This is a genomic window from Streptomyces sp. NPDC086777 (assembly GCF_040702065.1).
Classification (GTDB): Bacteria; Actinomycetota; Actinomycetes; order Streptomycetales; family Streptomycetaceae; genus Streptomyces.
Genome location: NZ_JBFBJI010000008.1, coordinates 262,609 through 280,096, shown reverse-complemented (window position 1 = coordinate 280,096; position 17,488 = coordinate 262,609). Strand labels below are relative to the sequence as shown.

The following is a 17,488-nucleotide window of genomic DNA, read 5'->3' as shown; positions in this document are numbered from 1 at the left end:
CGGTCCAGCACGGTCGACGTCGCGCTGCACCTCGACCACGTGACCGAGCGGGCGCGCCCACGGGCGCGGCCACCCCGGGCGCTCAGGCCGCCAGCACCTTCTCCAACGCCCCCAGCGCCGACCGCAGTTCCTCCGCCGTGACGGTCAGCGGCGGAGCCAGCCGGATCGTGGAGCCATGGGTGTCCTTGACCAGGACGCCCTCCCGCATCAGTCGCTCGCCGATCTCCCGCCCGGTGCCGATCACCGGGTCCACGTCGACGCCCGCCCACAGCCCGCGCGAGCGGAAGCCGACCACGCCGTTGCCGACCAGTTCCGTCAGGCCGTCCCGCAGGACCACGCCCAGCTCGGCGGCCCGGCGCTGGAAGTCGCCGCTCTCCAGCAGTTCGACGACCGCCGTGCCGACCGCCGCCGCGAGCGGGTTGCCGCCGAACGTCGAGCCGTGCTCGCCCGGGTGCAGGACCCCGAGCACCTCCCGGCGGGCCACCACCGCCGACACCGGCACGATCCCCCCGCCCAGCGCCTTGCCGAGCAGCAGCACGTCCGGCACCACGCCCTCGTGGTCGACGGCGAGGGTGCGGCCGGTGCGGCCGAGGCCGGACTGGATCTCGTCGGCGACGAACAGACAGCCCTTGCGGCGGGTCAGCTCGCGGACCCCGGTCAGATAGCCGTCGTCGGGGATGAGCACCCCGGCCTCGCCCTGGATCGGCTCGATCAGCACCGCCGCCGTGGTCTCGTCGACCGCCGCCTCCAACGCGGCCAGGTCGTTGTACGGCACGATCCGGAAGCCCGGTGTGAACGGGCCGAAGCCCGCCCGGGCCGTCTCGTCGGTGGAGAAGCTCACGATCGTGGTCGTACGGCCGTGGAAGTTGTCCGCGGCGACGACGATCGTGGCCCGGTCGGCGGGGACGCCCTTCACGTCGTGGGCCCACTTGCGGGCCACCTTGATGCCGGACTCGACCGCCTCGGCACCGGTGTTCATCGGCAGCACCATGTCCAGGCCGGTCAACGCGGCGAGCCGTTCGGCGAATTCGGCGAGCCGGTCGTTGTGGAAGGCGCGCGACGTGAGGGTGAGGCGGTCCAGCTGGCGGTGCGCGGCCTCGATCAGCGCCGGGTGGCGGTGGCCGAAGTTGAGGGCCGAGTAACCGGCCAGCATGTCGAGGTAGCGGCGGCCCTCGACGTCCTCCACCCAGGCGCCCTCCGCGCGGGCGACGACGACGGGCAGCGGGTGGTAGTTGTGCGCGAGGACCGGGCCCTCCGCCTCGATCAGCTCGGCGGAGGTGCGTGCGCGTGCGGGTGCGGTCATCAGGGGGATCTCCTGGTCCTCAGCGGATTTCCTGGGTGCAGCACTTGATGCCGCCGCCTGCCTTGTGGAACTCCGACAGGTCGACGGGGACGGGCTCGTAGCCCTGGTCGGCGAGCCGGGCGGCGAGCGCCTCGGCCTGCGGCGCGATGAAGACGTGGCGGCCGTCGGAGACCGAGTTCAGGCCCCAGGCCAGCGCGTCGTCGCGGGTGGCGAGCACCGCCTCCGGGAACAGCCGGCGGAGCACCTCGCAGCTGCCGGGGGAGAAGGCCTCGGGGTAGTACACGATATTTCCGTCGTGCCCGCCGTCGAGCACGAACAGCGCGGTGTCCAGGTGGTAGAAGTACGGGTCCACCAGGGTCAGACTGATCACCGGGTGGCCGAAGAACTCCTGGGCCTCCCGGTGCGCCTCACGGGTGGTGCGGAACCCGGTGCCGGCGAGCAGGTACCGGCCCGTCCAGACCAGGTCGCCCTCGCCCTCCACCACCGAGCCCGGCCGGTACACGTCGTAGCCCGCGGTCTTGAACCAGAGGTCGTAGTGGGAGGACTCGGGGCGCCGCTCGGGCGCGTGGAAGAGGGAGCCGAAGACGCGGCCGCCGACGACGACCGCCGAGTTCGCGGCGAACACCATGTCGGGCAGGCCGGGGACCGGATCCAGCCGGTCGACGCTGTGGCCGTGGGCGCGGTAGGCGCCGATCAGCGCGGTCCACTGCTCCTGGGCCAGGTCGACGTCGACCCTGGTGTCGGGGTTCATCCAGGGATTGATCGCGTACTGCACGGCGAAATGTCTGGGTTCGCAGACAAGGAAGCGCCTGAGGCGCGGCACACGGCTTTCGGACACAGAGGGGTTCCTCCGCTTTCCCGCGGTGTCGACTGAGGGTTGACACCAAGGTAGAAAGCGTCGGATACGGACGACAAGAAACAAATGTTGCGCGTCTGCGCAGGAACGCTGCGTCTCTGGTCGTACAAACGCAGCATCGGTGCGTTTACTCCGGTACGGGGTGCGTGGCCCCGGCCTCCGGGCTCTCCGGCAGCAGGTGCGACAGCACCATCACGCTGATCGTCTTGCGGATGAACGGCTCCACGCGGATCCGCTCCAGCACCTCCTCGAAGTGGTCAACGTCCCGGGCCCGTACATGCAGCAGCGCGTCCGCGCCGCCGGTCACCGTCATGGCCGCGGTGATCTCCGGATGGTTGCGGACCACCTCCGCGAGCCGCCGGGGCGGCGCCGCGCCCTCGCAGTACACCTCGACGTACGCCTCCGTGCGCCAGCCGAGCGCCGACGGTGTCACGGTGGCCGTGAACCCGGTGATCACACCGGTCTCGCGCAGCCTGTCGACCCGCCGCTTCACGGCCGTCGCGGAGAGCCCGACGGCCGCGCCGATCTCGGCGAAACTGGTCCGCGCGTTCGCCATCAACGCGGTGGTGATCTTCCGGTCGAGGTCGTCGAAGGGGGCGGTGCCGCTGTTCATGCCCGCACTGTAACCACGGGCGAAGACACTTCGGGAACACCACGTCATCCGGCGCGAACGTCCACGTCCGGCACATGTCCAGCGCCGCGTTCCGCCGCCTACACTCCGTTCATGCTGCGCGCCCTCGCCGTCGACGACGAACGCCCCTCGCTGGAGGAGCTGCTCTATCTGCTGACCGCCGATCCGCGCATCGGCAGCGTCGAGGGCGCCGGGGACGCCACCGAGGCACTGCGCCGCATCACCCGCGCCCTGGAGTCCGGCCCGCACGGCCCCGAGGCGATCGACGTCGTCTTCCTCGACGTCCAGATGCCCGGCCTGGACGGCCTGGACCTGGCCCGGCTGCTCACCGGCTTCGCCCGGCCCCCGCTGGTCGTCTTCGTCACCGCCCACGAGGACTTCGCCGTACGGGCCTTCGATCTCAAGGCGGTCGACTACGTCCTGAAGCCGGTACGCAAGGAGCGCCTCGCGGAGGCGGTACGCCGGGCCGTCGAACTGCGCGGCGCCGCGCCCCGGATACCCGTGCACGAACCCGACCCCGACCACATACCCGTCGAACTCGGCGGCGTGACACGGTTCGTGGCCGTCGAGGACATCACGCACGTCGAGGCCCAGGGCGACTACGCCCGCCTGCACACCGAGCGCGGCAGCCATCTGGTCCGCATCCCGCTGTCCACCCTGGAGGAGCGCTGGCGCTCCCGCGGCTTCGTCCGCATCCACCGCCGCCACCTCGTCGCCCTCCGCCACGTCGGCGAGCTCCGCCTGGACGCGGGCACGGTGAGCGTCCTGGTGGGCGCCGAGGAGCTCCAGGTCAGCCGGCGCCACGCCCGCGAACTGCGGGACCTGCTGATGAGGAGGGCCTGACGATGGCCGCGGACCCCGCCGAGCGCCGGGTCACCGTCACCGGACCGCCCCGCCGCAGCCGCCGTACCTCCGGCTACTACCGGCCGCGCACCGAGATCGACGAGCAGACCACCCTCGGCCACACCTACGTCCGCTCCCTCATGCGCAGCCAACTGCGCGTCGCACTCGTGGTGTTCGCCGTCCTGGTGCTGCTGGTCGGCCCGCTCCCGCTGGTCTTCGCCGCCGCCCCCCAGGCCCGCCGGCTGGAGTGGCTGGTGCTCGGCTTCTGCCTCTACGCCCCGCTGATCCTGCTCGCCCGCTGGTACGTACGCCGCGCCGAGCGCAACGAGGAGGACTTCGTCCGCCTCGTCGAGGACCGGTAGGACCGATGAACTCCAGCCGCGATCACGCGTGATGAACTCCGACGAGGCCAGATGAACTCCAGTTACGCCGTCCCGGCGGTCGCCCTCGTGGTCGTCGCGACCGTCCTCGTCGGCGCCTTCGGCCTGCGCATCTCCCGGACCACCTCCGACTTCTACGTCGCCTCACGCACCGTCGGCCCCCGCCTCAACGCGGCCGCGATCAGCGGCGAGTACCTCTCCGCCGCCTCCTTCCTGGGCATCGCGGGACTGGTCCTCGTCCAGGGCCCCGACATGCTCTGGTACCCGGTCGGCTACACCGCCGGCTACCTCGTCCTCCTGCTCTTCGTCGCCGCCCCGCTGCGCCGCTCCGGCGCCTACACCCTGCCCGACTTCGCCGAGGCCCGGCTCGCCTCGCCGCCGGTACGGCGGCTGGCCGGAGCGTTCGTCGTCGGCGTCGGCTGGCTCTACCTGCTGCCCCAGCTCCAGGGAGCCGGACTCACGCTGGCGGTCCTCACCGGAGCGCCCGACGCACTCGGCGGGCTCATCGTCGCCGTGGTCGTAGTGGCCACCGTGGCCGCCGGCGGCATGCGCAGCATCACCTTCGTGCAGGCCTTCCAGTACTGGCTGAAACTCACCGCCCTGCTCGTCCCCGCCCTCTTCCTCGTCCTCGCCTGGCAGCGCGCCGACGCCCCCGTCCACGCCTTCGACGAACCGGCCACCTTCCGCACCCAGCGCGCCGTGGACGTCCAGGACAGCCTCGCCCTGCGGCTCGACCGCCCGCTCACGGTCACCGTCTCCGGCACGGTCGACGGACGTCCGCTCCGGGACACCCGGGTCACCCTCCCCGAGGGCACCCACCGCATCGCCGCCGGCACCCGCCTGACCTTCGCGCGGGGCACCCGCGTCCCCGCCACCGACCGGGGCACCAACGGCGGCATGTCCACCTCGCTCGCCGAGAGCCGCGAGGAACGCCCGCTGTACGCCACGTACGGCCTGATCCTCGCCACCTTCCTCGGCACCATGGGCCTGCCGCACGTCGTGGTCCGCTTCTACACCAGCCCGCACGGCGTCGCCGCCCGCCGCACCACCGTCGCCGTACTGGCCCTGATCGGCCTCTTCTACCTGCTGCCGCCCGTCTACGGGGCCCTCGGCCGCCTCTACACCCCCGAACTCACCCTGACCGGCGAGACGGACGCCGCCGTCCTGCTGCTGCCCGACCGGGTGGTCGGCGGCCTCGGCGGCGACCTGCTCGGCGCGCTGGTGGCGGGCGGCGCCTTCGCCGCGTTCCTCTCCACCGCCTCCGGCCTCACCATGGCGGTCGCCGGTGTCCTCACCCAGGACGTCCTGCCGGCCCGCGGAGTGCGGCACTTCAGACTGGGGACCGTGCTCGCCATGGCCGTACCGCTCGCCGCGAGCGTGCTGGTGGGCGGCCTGCCGGTCGCCGACGCCGTCGGACTGGCCTTCGCGGTCTCCGCCTCCTCCTTCTGCCCCTTACTGGTCCTCGGCATCTGGTGGCGCCGGCTGACCCCGCCCGGCGCCGCCGCCGGGATGCTGGCCGGCGGCGGCTCGGCGTTCTGCGCGGTGACCGCGACGATGGCCGACCTGCCCGGCACCGGAGAGCTGCACGCCCTGCTCGCCTGGCCCGCGCTCTGGTCGGTCCCGCTGGGCTTCCTCACCATGATCCTGGTCTCCCTGGCGACCCCGGGCCGGGTACCGCCCGGCACGGCCGCCATCCTGGCCCGCTTCCACCTGCCGGAAGAGCTGCGCGCGGAGGTCAAGGCGTGACCGGGTTCCTGGCGGGCCTCCTCGTGGCCGTCCTCCCGCTCCTCGCGGCCGGCTTCTGGCTCGGCCGCCGCACCGCGCGCCCCGAGAACCTCGGCGGCCTCGGCACCCCCGTCGAGCACGCCACGTTCGAGACCCTGCACACCGCCTCCCTCGCCGCGCCCCCGCTGCGCGCCGGCCTGACCGAGGAGACCGCCCGCCGCTCGGCCCGCCGGCTGCGCACCCTGCTCGGCACCGACGCGCTCTGCCTCACCGACCACGAGAACCTGCTGGTCTGGGACGGCGTCGGCGACCACCACCGCACCGAGATCATGGAGCGGCTCGCCGGGCCGCTGGAGTCCGGGCGCGGCGAGGCCTTCCCGCTGCACTGCGAGACCCCCGACTGCCCGGTCCGCTGGGCCGTGGTCACCCCGCTCACCGTCGACGACCGCGTCCACGGCACCCTGGTCGCCTGCGCCCCGCGCGAGTCCGCCGTCCTGGTCCGGGCGGCCGGCGAGGTCGCCCGCTGGGTCAGCGTCCAGCTGGAGCTCGCCGACCTCGACCGCTCCCGCACCCGGCTCATCGAGGCCGAGATCCGCGCCCTGCGCGCCCAGATCTCCCCGCACTTCATCTTCAACTCGCTCGCGGTGATCGCCTCGTTCGTCCGCACCGACCCCGAGCGCGCCCGCGAGCTGCTGCTGGAGTTCGCCGACTTCACGCGCTACTCGTTCCGGCGGCACGGCGACTTCACCACCCTCGCCGACGAGCTCCACGCCATCGACCACTACCTGGCACTGGTCCGGGCCCGCTTCGGCGACCGCCTCACGGTCACGCTCCAGATCGCCCCCGAGGTGCTGCCGGTCACCCTGCCCTTCCTGTGCCTCCAGCCGCTGGTCGAGAACGCCGTCAAACACGGCCTGGAGGGGAAGACCGGCACCTGCCGCATCCAGATCACCGCGCAGGACGAGGGCGCCGAGGCCCTGGTCGTCATCGAGGACGACGGCGCCGGCATGGACCCGGTGCTGCTGCGCCGCATCCTGGCGGGCGAGACCAGCCCCTCCGGGGGTATCGGCCTGTCCAACGTCGACGACCGGCTCCGCCAGGTGTACGGCGACGACCACGGGCTCGTCATCGAGACGGCGCCCGGGGCGGGGATGCGGATCACCGCGCGGTTGCCGAAGTACCAGCCCGGGGTGCACTAGCGCTCCGCGGGGCGCCGTTGTTCGGGTGCGGCGTCGTCGGGGCTGGTCGCGCGATTCCTCCCCAGCCTTCGGCCGGGGGTACCCGCAGCGCCCCTGAGGGGCGCGCTCGAGCCGCCCGGAATCAATCGCTCTGGGTGACCACCATCGCCAGGGTCAGCAGGCCCAGCACCACCCAGCCGAACCAGAGCCAGCCGTTGCTGCCGAGGGCCACCGTGTAGGCCGTCACCACGACGAGGCCGCCGACGGTGAGCACCCCCATCGCCTTGGTGGCACCGTTCGAGCCGCTCGCAGAACCGGGCATCGCGACACCCTCCTCATGGTCCGACTTCCCCCATGGTGCCCCCGGTCAGCCCCTGCGTGCGTTCAGTGAGGCCAAATACGCGTTGTACGCCTCGAGCTCCTTGTCGCCGTCCCGGTCGGCGGCCCGGTCCGTGCGCCGGGCCTGGCGCTGCTCGGAGCCGTACCACTGGAACAGCAGGGCGATCAGCACCAGGACGGACGGGATCTCGCTGAACGCCCAGGCGATCCCGCCCGCCGCGTTCTGGTCGGAGAGGGCGTCGATGCCGAGCGAGGCGGGCGGGTTCTTGAAGGTCTCCACCATGGGCTCCGACGCCATCATCAACGCGATGCCGAAGAAGGCGTGGAACGGCATGCCCGCGAACAGCTCCAGCATGCGCATCAGGTACCCCGGCCGGTGCGGCCCCGGGTCGACGCCGATGATCGGCCAGAAGAAGACGACACCGACCGCGAGGAAGTGCACCATCATCGCGACGTGCCCGGCCTTCGAGCCCATCAGGAAGTCGAACAGCGGGGTGAAGTAGAGCGCGTACAGGCTCGCGATGAACAGCGGGATCGTGAAGGCGGGGTGGGTGATGATCCGCATGTACCGGCTGTGCAGCAGGGCGAGCAGCAGCTCACGCGGCCCCTTGCGCCCCTTCCCGGCGACGGGCAGCGCGCGCAGCGCGAGCGTCATCGGGGCGCCCAGCAGGATGAGGATCGGCGACAGCATGCTGATGATCATGTGCTGCACCATGTGCACGCTGAACATGACCATCCCGTAGTCGTTCAGCCTGGTGCACATCACGAGCATGATGGTCAGCACCCCGATGACGAACGACACCGTCCGCCCCACCGGCCACGCGTCCCCGCGCCGTCGCAGCCGCACCACACCCCACCCGTACAGCGCCAGCCCCGCGAGGCAGGCTACGAGGAAGAAGGGATCCGCCGACCACTCCAGCCCGCGCCCCAGCGTGAACGGCGGCAGATCCATCGTCATGCCGTGCCCGCTGTGATCCATCCGGCGGCTCCTGATTCGTGGGGGGTTGTGCCTTTACTGCCCACCCCAGATTAGAACCGCTCCCGACGGCGCCTGTGACCGGGGCCCGCAATCCCCACCCAGGGGCGCTGGGGGTACCCCCGGCCGGAGGCTGGAGGAGGAACTGCGCGACCGGCCACAGCGCACCCGCACCCGGCGACGAATCAGCACCTCCTGCGGCGAGGCTCCCTAAAGCACGGTCTCCGCCTCGTCGTACCGCTCCGTCGGCACCGTCTTCAACGTCTCCACGGCCTCCGCCAGCGGCACCATCACGATGTCCGTCCCCCGCAGCGCGGTCATATGACCGAACTCCTCCCGGTGCACCGCCTCCACCGCATGCCATCCGAACCGCGTCGCGAGGACGCGGTCGTACGCCGTCGGCGTGCCGCCCCGCTGCACGTGGCCGAGGATGACCGGCCGGGCCTCCTTGCCGAGCCGCTGCTCCAGCTCGATGGAGAGCTGCCGGGCGATACCGGCGAACCGCTCGTGGCCGTAGATGTCCTTGCCGCCCTCGTCGAAGGCCATCGTGCCCGGCTTCGGCTTGGCCCCCTCCGCCGCGACGACGATCGCGAACCGCTTGCCCGCCTCGAACCGCTCGCCGACCCGGCGCGCCAACTCCTCGATGTCGAAGGGCCGCTCCGGTACGACGACGGCGTGGGCGCCGGCCGCCATGCCGGAGTGCAGGGCGATCCAGCCGGTGTGCCGGCCCATGACCTCCACGACCAGCACCCGCTGGTGGGACTCGGCGGTGGTCTTCAGCCGGTCCAGGGCCTCGGTGGCGACCCCCACGGCCGTGTCGAAGCCGAAGGTCACGTCGGTGACGGCGATGTCGTTGTCGATGGTCTTCGGGACGCCGACGATCGGCAGGCCGGCGTCCGCCATCAGCCGGGCCGCCTTCAGCGTGCCCTCACCGCCGATCGGGATGATCGCGTCGAGGCCGAGTTCGGCGACATGGCCCCTGGCCCGCTCCACGCCGTCCCGCAGGTGGGAGGGCTGGACCCGGGACGATCCGAGGATGGTGCCGCCGCGGGCCAGGATGCCGGCCACGGCGTCGAGGTCGAGCTTGAGGTAGTCGCACTCCAGGAGGCCCTTCCAGCCGTCCCGGAAGCCGATGACCTCGTCGCCGTGGTCGGCGACGGCGCGGTGCACGACGGACCGGATGACGGCGTTCAGGCCGGGGCAGTCGCCGCCGGACGTGAGGACACCAATGCGCATAGCCCGAAACAACCTTCTCCACGTGGGCCGGAGACCGGACCACGCTGTCCGGCTGACATCGCGGCCACCCTACCGGCGCAAGGGGGTCGGGCCGTACCGGGCGTCCGCCTGCTGGACGTGCCCGCACATGTGAGCGGACACCCTGTCAGGCGGGCCCGGAACCGACCGTTCCGAAGCAGCTCAGGCGGGCTGCTGGGCGGCCGCGATGCGCTCGGTGCGGAGCGCCTCGTACCAGTGGTCGTCGATCGGCGGCAGCGCGTTCACGTCGAGCGCCAGCTTCAGCAGCAGGTCCGCGATGAGCGGGTTGCGGGCGAGCACCGGCCCGTGCATGTAGGTGCCGAAGACGGTGTCGTTGTACGCGCCCTCCGTGCCGTCCCCGGTGCCGTTGCCCTTGCCCAGCTGGACCCGGGCGAGGGGGCGGGCGGTGGGGCCGAGCTGGGTGACGCCCTGGTGGTTCTCGAACCCGGTGAGCGGGGGCAGCCCGAGGCGCGGGTCGATGTCGGCGAGGACGTCGCCGACGCACCGCTCGCCGGTGCCGCGCACGGTGGTCACGTCGAGCAGACCGAGGCCGGGCTCGCGCTGCCCGAGGTCGTTGATGAACTCGTGTCCGAGGATCTGGTAGCCGGCGCACACGGAGAACACGATCGCGCCGTTCTCCACCGCCCGGTACAGGTGCCCGTCGCGGCGCAGCCGCTCGGCGGCGAGCCGCTGCGGGCGGTCCTCACCGCCGCCGATCAGGTAGATGTCGCCGGAGGTCGGGATGGGCTGGTCGCTGCGCACGTCCAGCCGGGCCACGTCGAGACCGCGCTGCCGGGCCCGGCGCTCCACGACGAGCGCGTTGCCCTGGTCGCCGTAGGTGCTGAGCAGGTCGGGGTAGATCCACACCAGCCGCAGTTGGTTGTCGCTCATGAACGGTTCGTCCTTCGTGGTCAGTTGCCGACGCGGCGGCGCAGGTCCTGGAACGCGGTGTAGTTCGCGATGACCTCGATGCGGCCCGGCGGGCACATCTGGACGGCCTGGTCGAGGGAGTCGCAGACCTGGAAGTGCTGGTTCGCGACCTCCAGCCGTACCGCGAGGTCCAGCTTGCGGTCGCCGAGCACGAAGATCGGGTGGCCGGTCAGCCGGGTGTAGTCCACGTCCCACAGCCAGGAGGTGTCGGTGCCGTCGGCGCCGCGGGCGTTCACGGAGAGGATCACCGGGGCCGGTGGCGGGTCGATCAGCGAGAACGTCTCCAGCCAGCCGGCCGGGTTCTTGGCCAGCAGCAGACGCAGGTCGCGGCCCTGGAACTGCACGACGTCGTAGCGGCCGGCGACGGCCTGCACCTGGTACATCCGCTCCAGGGCGACCTGCGGCGGCACCCCGAAGACGGCGGCGACGGCGGCCGAGGAGGCGGCGTTCGCCTTGTTGGCGCGCCCGGGCAGCTGCAGGTGGATCGGCCAGGCCGACCCGTGCGGGTCGAGCACGTGGTCCCCGGAGAGCACCCAGCTCGGCGTCGGTCGCCGGAACCCGCACTCGCCGCAGAACCAGTCGTCGCCGGGCCGCTGCATCACGCCGCCGCAGGACGGGCAGGACCAGGCGTCGTCCTTCCACATCTGCCCGGCGGCGACCCAGACCACGTTGGGGGAGGAGGACGCGGCCCAGACCACCAGCGGGTCGTCGCAGTTCGCCACGATGACTGCCTTCGACCCGGCCAGCCCCTCCCGCCAGTTCTCGGCGAGCATCCGGGTCTCGGCGGCGCGGTCGAGCTGGTCGCGGGAGAGGTTGAGCAGCGCGATGCACTTCGGGTCGGTGTCCCTGGCCACCCCGGCCAGGTACTTCTCGTCGACCTCGATCACGCCGAACTTGGACTCCGAGCCGCCCGCCAGCGCCGAGGTGATACCGGCCGGCATGTTGGCCCCGAGCGCGTTGGAGACGACCGGCCCCGCGGCCTTGAGGGCCTCGGCGATGAGCCTGGTGGTCGTCGTCTTGCCGTTGGTCGCCGAGACGAGGGTCACGTCCAGGTTCTGGGCGAGCCGGGCGAGAAGGTCGGGGTCGAGTTTGAGTGCCACCCGGCCACCGATCACGGATCCGCTGCCGCGCCCCGCGGCACGGGACGCCGCCGCGACCGCCTTGCCCGCGGTCACGGCGAGCTTGGCCCGCGGCGTGAGCGGGTCCGAGTTGCCTGCCATCAGTTCTCGATCCTCCTTGCGTACGCGCCGCGCCTGAGCCATCCGGCAACGTGGTGTGCACCTCAGCCTATCGAGATCCATTCGCACACCCGAATTCCGGCCCATGCCTGCGCGGCGAGCAGGGGCCCATCCGAACCGTACCCTTGCGGCCATGCGACACGGTTCCATTCCGGGCGCCCACGGGCGGGTCCGGCCCCTCACCCTGCTCGGCGACCCCGTCCTGCACGCCCGCTGCGCGGAGGTCACCGACTTCGGCCCCGAACTCTCCCGGCTCGTGGAGGACTTGTTCGCGACGATGTACGCGGCGGAGGGCGTGGGCCTGGCGGCGAACCAGGTGGGCGAGCCGCTGCGGGTCTTCGTCTTCGACTGCCCCGACGACGACGAGGTCCGCCACCTGGGCCACGTGGTGAACCCCCGCCTGGTGACCGTGGACGGCGTGACCCTCCGCGGCCCCGAGGGCTGCCTGTCCCTGCCGGGCCTGGAGGCGGGCACGGAACGCCACGACCACGCGGTGGTCGAGGGCTTCACGGCCACGGGCGAGCCGATCACGGTCCACGGCACGGGCTTCTTCGCCCGCTGCCTCCAGCACGAGACCGACCACCTGGACGGCCGGGTCTACGCCGACCACGTCACGGGCTGGCGCAAGCGCAAGCTGATGCGACAGGTGGCCAGATCTTCCTGGCACCGGTGAGCAGAGGCGCCGCAAAGGGGCGCCGGGGGAGGAACTGTGCGGCCGGCCCCCCATCGGTGGTCGGCCGACTCTCAACCCGTCAGAACCCCGGACCTCCCACTTTGTCCCCCGCAGCCGCCAGGCGACCCCACAGGAGATCGGCCAAACTCTTCACCAGTTCCGCACGAGAACAGGGCCGTTCCCCCAGCCACCAGTCCCCTGCGGCATGCATCATCCCGACGATCCCGTGTCCCCACACCCGGGCCAGCTGCTGGCTGTTCGGCCCCAGATCCAGCCGGTCCTCGATGACCTGCGCCAGCTCCTCACCCATCCGCCGCAACAGCGGAGCCGAGTGCTTTCCCACGTCGAATCCCTGGTCGGCGCCGGTGCTCCCCTCCGCGGGATGCATCAGGAACCGGTACACCTGGGGCCGTGCCTCGATCGCCGCGAGGTACGTGTCCAGGGTCGCCTCGACCCGCTCACGGCGCTCCGCGGGAGCGTCCAGCGCGGCCCGCAGCGAGTTCAGCAGGGCGTCCGTGTGCCGGGTGGCCAGCGCCGCGTACAGCCCGCTCTTGTCGCCGAAGTGGCGGTAGAGGATGGGTTTGGTGATGCCCGCCTCCGCCGCGATGGCGTTCATGGAAGCCTGTGGGCCGTCGCGCAGCACCACCCTGTCCGCGGCCTCCAGCAGCTCGCGCCGTCGGCGGTCGGCGGACCGTTGCTGTTCGGTCCGCTGCGTGGTGTCCATGTGCTCTCCCCACCCCGTGCTCTTTTCGGTGACGCCTGCGCAAACTAGCACCTGACAGCCATCTGCTCTCGAACTGGCTGCCGAGGTGACCTTGGGAGTTGACTTTTCCTACCGACGAGTAACAGACTCGAGTTACCGCTAGTAACACATTATGCGCCGCTGGAGGGGTCATGGCCGAGTTCACCATGGAACTCAACGACGAACAGAAGGAGGTCCGGGACTGGCTGCACGGCTTCGCCGCCGACGTCATCCGTCCCGCGGCCGCCGAATGGGACGAGCGTGAGGAGACTCCCTGGCCGGTCATCCAGGAGGCCGCGAAGGTCGGCATCTACTCCCTCGACTTCTACGCCCAGCAGTACTTCGACCCCACCGGCCTCGGCATCCCCATGGCCATGGAGGAGCTGTTCTGGGGCGACGCCGGCATCGCCCTGTCCATCGTGGGCACGGGCCTCGCCGCGGTGGGCGTCCTCGCCAACGGCACCGAGGAGCAGATCGGCACCTGGATCCCCCAGATGTACGGCGACACCAACGACGTCAAGGTCGCCGCGTTCTGCTCCTCCGAGCCCGACGCCGGCTCCGACGTGGGCTCCATGCGTACCCGGGCCGTCTACGACGAGGCCAAGGACGAGTGGGTGCTCAACGGCACGAAGACCTGGGCGACCAACGGCGGCATCGCCAACGTCCACGTCGTCGTCGCGGTCGTCGACCCGGAGCTCGGCTCCAGGGGCCACGCCTCCTTCATCGTCCCGCCGGGGACGCCCGGCCTGTCCCAGGGCCAGAAGTTCAAGAAGCACGGGATCCGGGCCTCGCACACCGCCGAGGTCGTCCTGGACAACGCCCGGGTGCCCGGGTCCTGCCTGCTCGGCGGCAAGGAGAAGCTGGACGAGCGCCTCGCCCGGGCCCGGGAGCGGGCGAGGTCGGGCGGGGAGGGGGTCTCCTCGGCCGAAGGCCGGGGGAGGGTGAAGAACGCGGCGATGGCCACGTTCGAGGCCTCGCGGCCGGCCGTCGGTGCGATGGCCGTCGGTACGGCACGCGCGGCGTACGAGGTAGCCCTCGACTACGCCGTGACCCGGGAGCAGTTCGGGCGGCCGATCATCGACAACCAGGGGGTGGCGTTCCAGCTCGCCGACATGCGGACGGCCGTCGACGCGTCCCGGCTCCTGGTGTGGCGGGCGTCCTGGATGGCGGTGAACGGGAAGCCGTTCACCGCGGCCGAGGGGTCGATGTCGAAGCTGTTCGCGAGCGAGACGGCCAAGAAGGTGACCGCCCAGGCGATCCAGATCCTGGGCGGCAACGGGTACACGCGGGAGTACCCGGTGGAGCGGATGCACCGGGACGCCGCGATCTACACGATCTTCGAGGGGACGAGCGAGATCCAGCGGCTGGTGATCGCCCGTACCTTGTCGGGGATGCCGATCCGGTAGCGCCGCAGGGGTGCGGGTGCGTCGCGGGCTTACGGTGCGTCGTGGTTGCTCGCGCAGTTCCTCCCCCGGCCTTCGGCCGGGGGAGCCCCCAGCGCCCCTGACGGGGCGCTCCACCTCACCGGTGTTTCAAAGGCGTGAGTTGCTCGATGTCGTAGCGCTTGCGGAGTAGCTCGATCGCCTCGAGGTCCGGAGGGCCGCCGCTGCCCAGGATCTCCAGGAGTTCCTCGAAGTAGCGCTCGTGGTCGGGTGGCGGGGAGGACTGGAAGAACATCCGCGCCGGGGTGTCCGTCGGGTTGGCGAAGGCGTGCGGGCAGCCGGGCGGCACCGCGATCAGCGTGCCCGGGGTCGCCCGTACCACCCTCGTGCCCGAACTGGACTCCCAGTTCTGCCAGTTGTCGGGCGTGCGGATGCGCGGCTCGAAGGCGAGGACGTCCAGCTCGCCTTCGAGGACGTAGAACAGCTCCTCGCTGCGGGTGTGCACATGGGCGCCCACGTCGAAGCCCGGCGGCACCTCCACCTCGAAGGTGGAGGCCGTCCGCGAGTGCGTTCCGGTCACCTTGAAGGTGACACGCTGGGCCGGCGTGTGGACCACGCGGCCGTGTCCCGGTGGCACGAGGAGTCCCTCGGTCGTGGTCATGAGCGCCTCACCAGGTCACGGGTAGTGTCTCGGGACCCCGGATCAACGCGCCCCTGCGGAAGGGGACCTGCTCCGGAGGTACGGCGAGCCGCAGCCCGGGCAGCCGGTCGAGCAGGGCGTCGACGAGGAGTTCCTCCTCCAGCCTGCCGAGCTGGCCACCGGGGCAGTAGTGCGGGCCGAACCCGAAGGACACATGCGGGTTGGGGGTGCGGGCGAAGTCGATCGTCCCGGGATCCGGGAAGACCTCCGGGTCGCGGTTGGCGGCCAGGTACGAGACGTAGACCGCGTCGCCCGCGCGGATCCGTACGCCGCTGATCTCCACGTCCCGCGTGGCGATCCGGGACAGCCCGACCGCGTTGCGGTGCGGGATCCAGCGCAGCAGCTCGTCGATCGCCCGGGGGCGGGTCGCCGGCTCGGTGCGCAGCCGGTCGAGGAGGTCGGGGCGGGTCAGCAGAAGGTAGAACATCTGCCCGCTGTTGTTGGTGACCGCCTCGCCGCCGATCTGGAGGAGGACGGCGAGACCGACGGCCTCCTCCAGCGTGACCTCGCCGCGGCCCACGGCCGCGCCCAGCAGGGAGGTCACGTCCTCGCCCGTACTGCCCGCGCGCAGGGCGACGAGGTCGGCGAAGTAGGCGCTCATCTCGTGCTTGGCCCTCTCGCTGACCTCCTTGCCGTGGCTGGAGGACAGGATCAGCTGGGTCCAGATGTGCAGGGTGTGCCGGTCGGCGGCCGGTACGCCCATGACCTCGCAGATCACCGCGATGGGGAACGGGCTGAGCACCGTCGCCGTGAGATCGGCGGGCGGGCCGTCCTGGACGAGCTCGTCGACGATCTCGTCCAGCATCTGGCGGGCCTTCTCCCGGACCCGCTCCACGCCCTTGGAGGTGAGCGCCGGGGCCACCGTGCGGCGCAGCCGCGTGTGGTCGGGCGGGTCCAGGAAGCCGACCGCGCCGCGGTCCGGGATGAAGTGCGGGGCGAGCCGGGTGACCTGCTGCGCCATCACCGCCTCCCGGCTGAACCGGGGGTCGTTGGCCACCATCCGCACGTCCTCGTACCGGGTGACCAGCCACGCCCAGCCGTCCCCGTTGGGAAGCCGGATCCGGGCGACCGGGCCCTCCCGCATCAGCTCGGCCAGGGTGGGGTCGAAGTCCACCCCCGCCAGGTCCGGCACCTCCCAGTGCCGGACCGGACAGGCGGCCTCTCCGGGGGCCGCGCGGGCGGCCGCACCGGCGGCCTCCTCGGCGGCCTCGCCGGCGGGGTCGAGCGGTTCGGTGAGCGCCATCTCTATCGCGCCGCCTCTCCGTCCGGACGCCGCCAGCGACCCAGCGACATCTCCGCGGTGATGCCGGGACCGAACCCGGCCAGCAGGCCGCGCGCCTGGTGCTCGGCACCGCCCTCGTCGAACATCCGGCGCAGCGCGTCCAGGACGACGGCGCTCGCGATGTTGCCGTACTCGGTGAGCGTGGACCGACTGAACCGGAAGGCGTGCGGGTCGACCCGGAGGAACTTGCTCAGGTCGTCCAGGATTCGGGGCCCGCCCGCATGGACTATGTAGAAGTCCAGGTCGGACGCGTCCCAGCCGTGCAGCCCTGCCAGGTCCTGGAGCGCCGGTGCCAGCGGCTCCATGGTCGCCGGGACCCGCTTGTCCAGCAGGAAGTGGAACCCGGTGGCCCGCACGTCGTACATGATCCACTCCTCGGTCTTCGGGATCAGGTACGAGCCGTTGCGTTCGAGTTCGACGCCCGTGCCGCCCTGGCCGCGGACCACGGCGGCGGCGATGCCGTCACCGAAGAGGCCGTTGGAGAGCAGCGAGCCGACGCCGAGGTCGGTCGGCTGGTAGCACAGCGAGCAGAACTCGCAGGCCACGATGAGGGCGTTGGCGTGCGGGTACGCCGAGCAGAAGTCGTGCGCCCGGTTGATCGCCGCTCCGCCGGCCGCGCAGCCGAGCTGCGCGATGGGGATCTGGCGGGTGGTGGAGTCGAAGTCCATCTCGTTGATCAGCCACGCCGTGAGCGACGGCATCATGAAGCCCGTGCACGAGACGTAGATGATCACGTCGATGTCGGTGGTGAGCAGCTCGGCCTCGTCGAGCGCCCGCTGGATGACCGCGGGGACCCGGGCCTTGGCCTCGGCCTCGTAGAGCTTGTTGCGCTCCTCGAAGCCTGGGTGCTTCAGGGTTTCCTCGATCGGCTGCACGATGTGCCGGGTGCGTACGCCCGTGTTCTCGATCAGTCTCAGCGCCAGTGGCAGCTGCGGGTGGTTCTCGTGGTGGGAGCGCGCCAGTTCGAGCGTCTCCTCCATCGTGATCACGTACTCCGGGACCGACACTGAGGGTTTGCACAAAGTCGCCATGAACCGTGCCTGCTTTCAGCCTTCC

18 protein-coding genes are annotated in these 17,488 nt (G+C 71.5%); 6 read left to right on the top strand and 12 right to left on the bottom strand.

From position 1 onward, the window contains the following. Positions 1–82: 82 nt before the first annotated feature. The 3 genes from rocD to AB0472_RS14705 form a co-directional block, all read right to left on the bottom strand. Positions 83–1,303 (bottom strand): ornithine--oxo-acid transaminase, encoded by a 1,221-nt coding sequence (gene rocD / locus AB0472_RS14715; protein ID WP_366356535.1) that lies wholly within the window; start codon positions 1,301–1,303, stop codon positions 83–85. Between the two features lie 19 nt (positions 1,304–1,322). Then, positions 1,323–2,141, bottom strand: coding sequence for a dimethylargininase (gene ddaH, locus AB0472_RS14710; protein WP_366356533.1), 819 nt, complete (start codon positions 2,139–2,141; stop codon positions 1,323–1,325). Between the two features lie 145 nt (positions 2,142–2,286). Continuing rightward, the gene (locus AB0472_RS14705) at positions 2,287–2,772 is read right to left on the bottom strand and encodes an Lrp/AsnC family transcriptional regulator (protein ID WP_351955668.1); all 486 of its coding nucleotides are present in this window, start codon (positions 2,770–2,772) and stop codon (positions 2,287–2,289) included. A 111-nt stretch (positions 2,773–2,883) separates the two neighbouring features. Here AB0472_RS14705 and AB0472_RS14700 point away from each other — a divergent pair, with 111 nt between their 5' ends. From AB0472_RS14700 to AB0472_RS14685, 4 genes are read left to right on the top strand one after another with little or no spacing between them, the layout of a single operon-like run. Then, entirely contained in the window at positions 2,884–3,633 is a 750-nt protein-coding gene (locus AB0472_RS14700; RefSeq protein ID WP_366356531.1) for a LytTR family DNA-binding domain-containing protein, read from the top strand. Positions 3,634–3,635: 2 nt separating this feature from the next. After that, positions 3,636–3,995 carry a hypothetical protein gene (locus AB0472_RS14695; protein WP_089105434.1) on the top strand — a complete coding sequence of 120 codons (360 nt, stop codon included), beginning with the start codon at positions 3,636–3,638 and terminating at the stop codon, positions 3,993–3,995. Between the two features lie 51 nt (positions 3,996–4,046). Beyond that, positions 4,047–5,759 (top strand): cation acetate symporter, encoded by a 1,713-nt coding sequence (locus AB0472_RS14690; protein ID WP_366356529.1) that lies wholly within the window; start codon positions 4,047–4,049, stop codon positions 5,757–5,759. Next, a complete protein-coding gene (locus tag AB0472_RS14685; RefSeq protein WP_366356527.1) occupies positions 5,756–6,937 on the top strand; it encodes a histidine kinase in 1,182 nt (393 codons plus the stop codon). The genes AB0472_RS14690 and AB0472_RS14685 overlap by 4 nt, the downstream gene beginning before the upstream one ends. Positions 6,938–7,058: 121 nt before the next feature. Here the strand turns inward: AB0472_RS14685 and AB0472_RS14680 are convergent, their stop codons facing one another. From AB0472_RS14680 to AB0472_RS14660, 5 genes are all read right to left on the bottom strand, one after another. After that, on the bottom strand, positions 7,059–7,238 hold the full coding sequence (locus AB0472_RS14680) for a hypothetical protein (RefSeq protein ID WP_366356526.1): 180 nt from the start codon (positions 7,236–7,238) through the stop codon (positions 7,059–7,061). A gap of 45 nt (positions 7,239–7,283) precedes the next feature. Next, positions 7,284–8,234 carry a cytochrome c oxidase assembly protein gene (locus tag AB0472_RS14675; protein ID WP_366356524.1) on the bottom strand — a complete coding sequence of 317 codons (951 nt, stop codon included), beginning with the start codon at positions 8,232–8,234 and terminating at the stop codon, positions 7,284–7,286. Between the two features lie 207 nt (positions 8,235–8,441). Further along, positions 8,442–9,467 (bottom strand): 6-phosphofructokinase, encoded by a 1,026-nt coding sequence (locus tag AB0472_RS14670; protein ID WP_366356522.1) that lies wholly within the window; start codon positions 9,465–9,467, stop codon positions 8,442–8,444. A gap of 180 nt (positions 9,468–9,647) precedes the next feature. After that, complete coding sequence (locus AB0472_RS14665) at positions 9,648–10,376, bottom strand: glutamine amidotransferase (RefSeq protein ID WP_366356521.1); 729 nt, start codon at positions 10,374–10,376, stop codon at positions 9,648–9,650. Positions 10,377–10,396: 20 nt separating this feature from the next. After that, positions 10,397–11,635 (bottom strand): MurT ligase domain-containing protein, encoded by a 1,239-nt coding sequence (locus AB0472_RS14660; RefSeq protein ID WP_046729966.1) that lies wholly within the window; start codon positions 11,633–11,635, stop codon positions 10,397–10,399. Positions 11,636–11,786: 151 nt separating this feature from the next. Between AB0472_RS14660 and def the strand changes: the two genes are divergently transcribed. Then, positions 11,787–12,326, top strand: coding sequence for a peptide deformylase (gene def / locus AB0472_RS14655; RefSeq protein ID WP_366356519.1), 540 nt, complete (start codon positions 11,787–11,789; stop codon positions 12,324–12,326). A gap of 79 nt (positions 12,327–12,405) precedes the next feature. On the opposite strand, the gene AB0472_RS14650 is transcribed toward def, so the two are convergent. Continuing rightward, positions 12,406–13,050: a TetR family transcriptional regulator gene (locus tag AB0472_RS14650; protein ID WP_366356517.1), complete on the bottom strand. Its 645-nt coding sequence runs from the start codon at positions 13,048–13,050 to the stop codon at positions 12,406–12,408. Between the two features lie 170 nt (positions 13,051–13,220). On the opposite strand from AB0472_RS14650, the gene AB0472_RS14645 reads away from it, so the two are divergent. After that, on the top strand, positions 13,221–14,474 hold the full coding sequence (locus tag AB0472_RS14645) for an acyl-CoA dehydrogenase family protein (protein WP_366356515.1): 1,254 nt from the start codon (positions 13,221–13,223) through the stop codon (positions 14,472–14,474). 115 nt (positions 14,475–14,589) lie between these two features. Here AB0472_RS14645 and AB0472_RS14640 read toward each other — a convergent pair whose 3' ends face one another. The 3 genes from AB0472_RS14640 to AB0472_RS14630 are packed head-to-tail and all read right to left on the bottom strand — an operon-like array spanning position 14,590 to position 17,463. Then, complete coding sequence (locus tag AB0472_RS14640) at positions 14,590–15,111, bottom strand: cupin domain-containing protein (RefSeq protein ID WP_366356513.1); 522 nt, start codon at positions 15,109–15,111, stop codon at positions 14,590–14,592. 7 nt (positions 15,112–15,118) lie between these two features. Further along, on the bottom strand, positions 15,119–16,393 hold the full coding sequence (locus tag AB0472_RS14635) for a cytochrome P450 (RefSeq protein WP_366356512.1): 1,275 nt from the start codon (positions 16,391–16,393) through the stop codon (positions 15,119–15,121). Positions 16,394–16,395: 2 nt separating this feature from the next. Then, positions 16,396–17,463 (bottom strand): type III polyketide synthase, encoded by a 1,068-nt coding sequence (locus AB0472_RS14630; protein WP_366356511.1) that lies wholly within the window; start codon positions 17,461–17,463, stop codon positions 16,396–16,398. Positions 17,464–17,488 lie beyond the last annotated feature (25 nt).

Coding starts and splice junctions, on each gene's coding strand:
- rocD (WP_366356535.1), bottom strand. CDS start 1,303: ATGACCGCACCCGCACGCGCACGCACCTCCGCCGAGCTGATCGAGGCG.
- AB0472_RS14705 (WP_351955668.1), bottom strand. CDS start 2,772: ATGAACAGCGGCACCGCCCCCTTCGACGACCTCGACCGGAAGATCACC.
- AB0472_RS14700 (WP_366356531.1), top strand. CDS start 2,884: ATGCTGCGCGCCCTCGCCGTCGACGACGAACGCCCCTCGCTGGAGGAG.
- AB0472_RS14695 (WP_089105434.1), top strand. CDS start 3,636: ATGGCCGCGGACCCCGCCGAGCGCCGGGTCACCGTCACCGGACCGCCC.
- AB0472_RS14690 (WP_366356529.1), top strand. CDS start 4,047: ATGAACTCCAGTTACGCCGTCCCGGCGGTCGCCCTCGTGGTCGTCGCG.
- AB0472_RS14680 (WP_366356526.1), bottom strand. CDS start 7,238: ATGCCCGGTTCTGCGAGCGGCTCGAACGGTGCCACCAAGGCGATGGGG.
- AB0472_RS14675 (WP_366356524.1), bottom strand. CDS start 8,234: ATGGATCACAGCGGGCACGGCATGACGATGGATCTGCCGCCGTTCACG.
- AB0472_RS14670 (WP_366356522.1), bottom strand. CDS start 9,467: ATGCGCATTGGTGTCCTCACGTCCGGCGGCGACTGCCCCGGCCTGAAC.
- AB0472_RS14665 (WP_366356521.1), bottom strand. CDS start 10,376: ATGAGCGACAACCAACTGCGGCTGGTGTGGATCTACCCCGACCTGCTC.
- AB0472_RS14660 (WP_046729966.1), bottom strand. CDS start 11,635: ATGGCAGGCAACTCGGACCCGCTCACGCCGCGGGCCAAGCTCGCCGTG.
- def (WP_366356519.1), top strand. CDS start 11,787: ATGCGACACGGTTCCATTCCGGGCGCCCACGGGCGGGTCCGGCCCCTC.
- AB0472_RS14650 (WP_366356517.1), bottom strand. CDS start 13,050: ATGGACACCACGCAGCGGACCGAACAGCAACGGTCCGCCGACCGCCGA.
- AB0472_RS14645 (WP_366356515.1), top strand. CDS start 13,221: ATGGCCGAGTTCACCATGGAACTCAACGACGAACAGAAGGAGGTCCGG.
- AB0472_RS14640 (WP_366356513.1), bottom strand. CDS start 15,111: ATGACCACGACCGAGGGACTCCTCGTGCCACCGGGACACGGCCGCGTG.
- AB0472_RS14635 (WP_366356512.1), bottom strand. CDS start 16,393: ATGGCGCTCACCGAACCGCTCGACCCCGCCGGCGAGGCCGCCGAGGAG.
- AB0472_RS14630 (WP_366356511.1), bottom strand. CDS start 17,463: ATGGCGACTTTGTGCAAACCCTCAGTGTCGGTCCCGGAGTACGTGATC.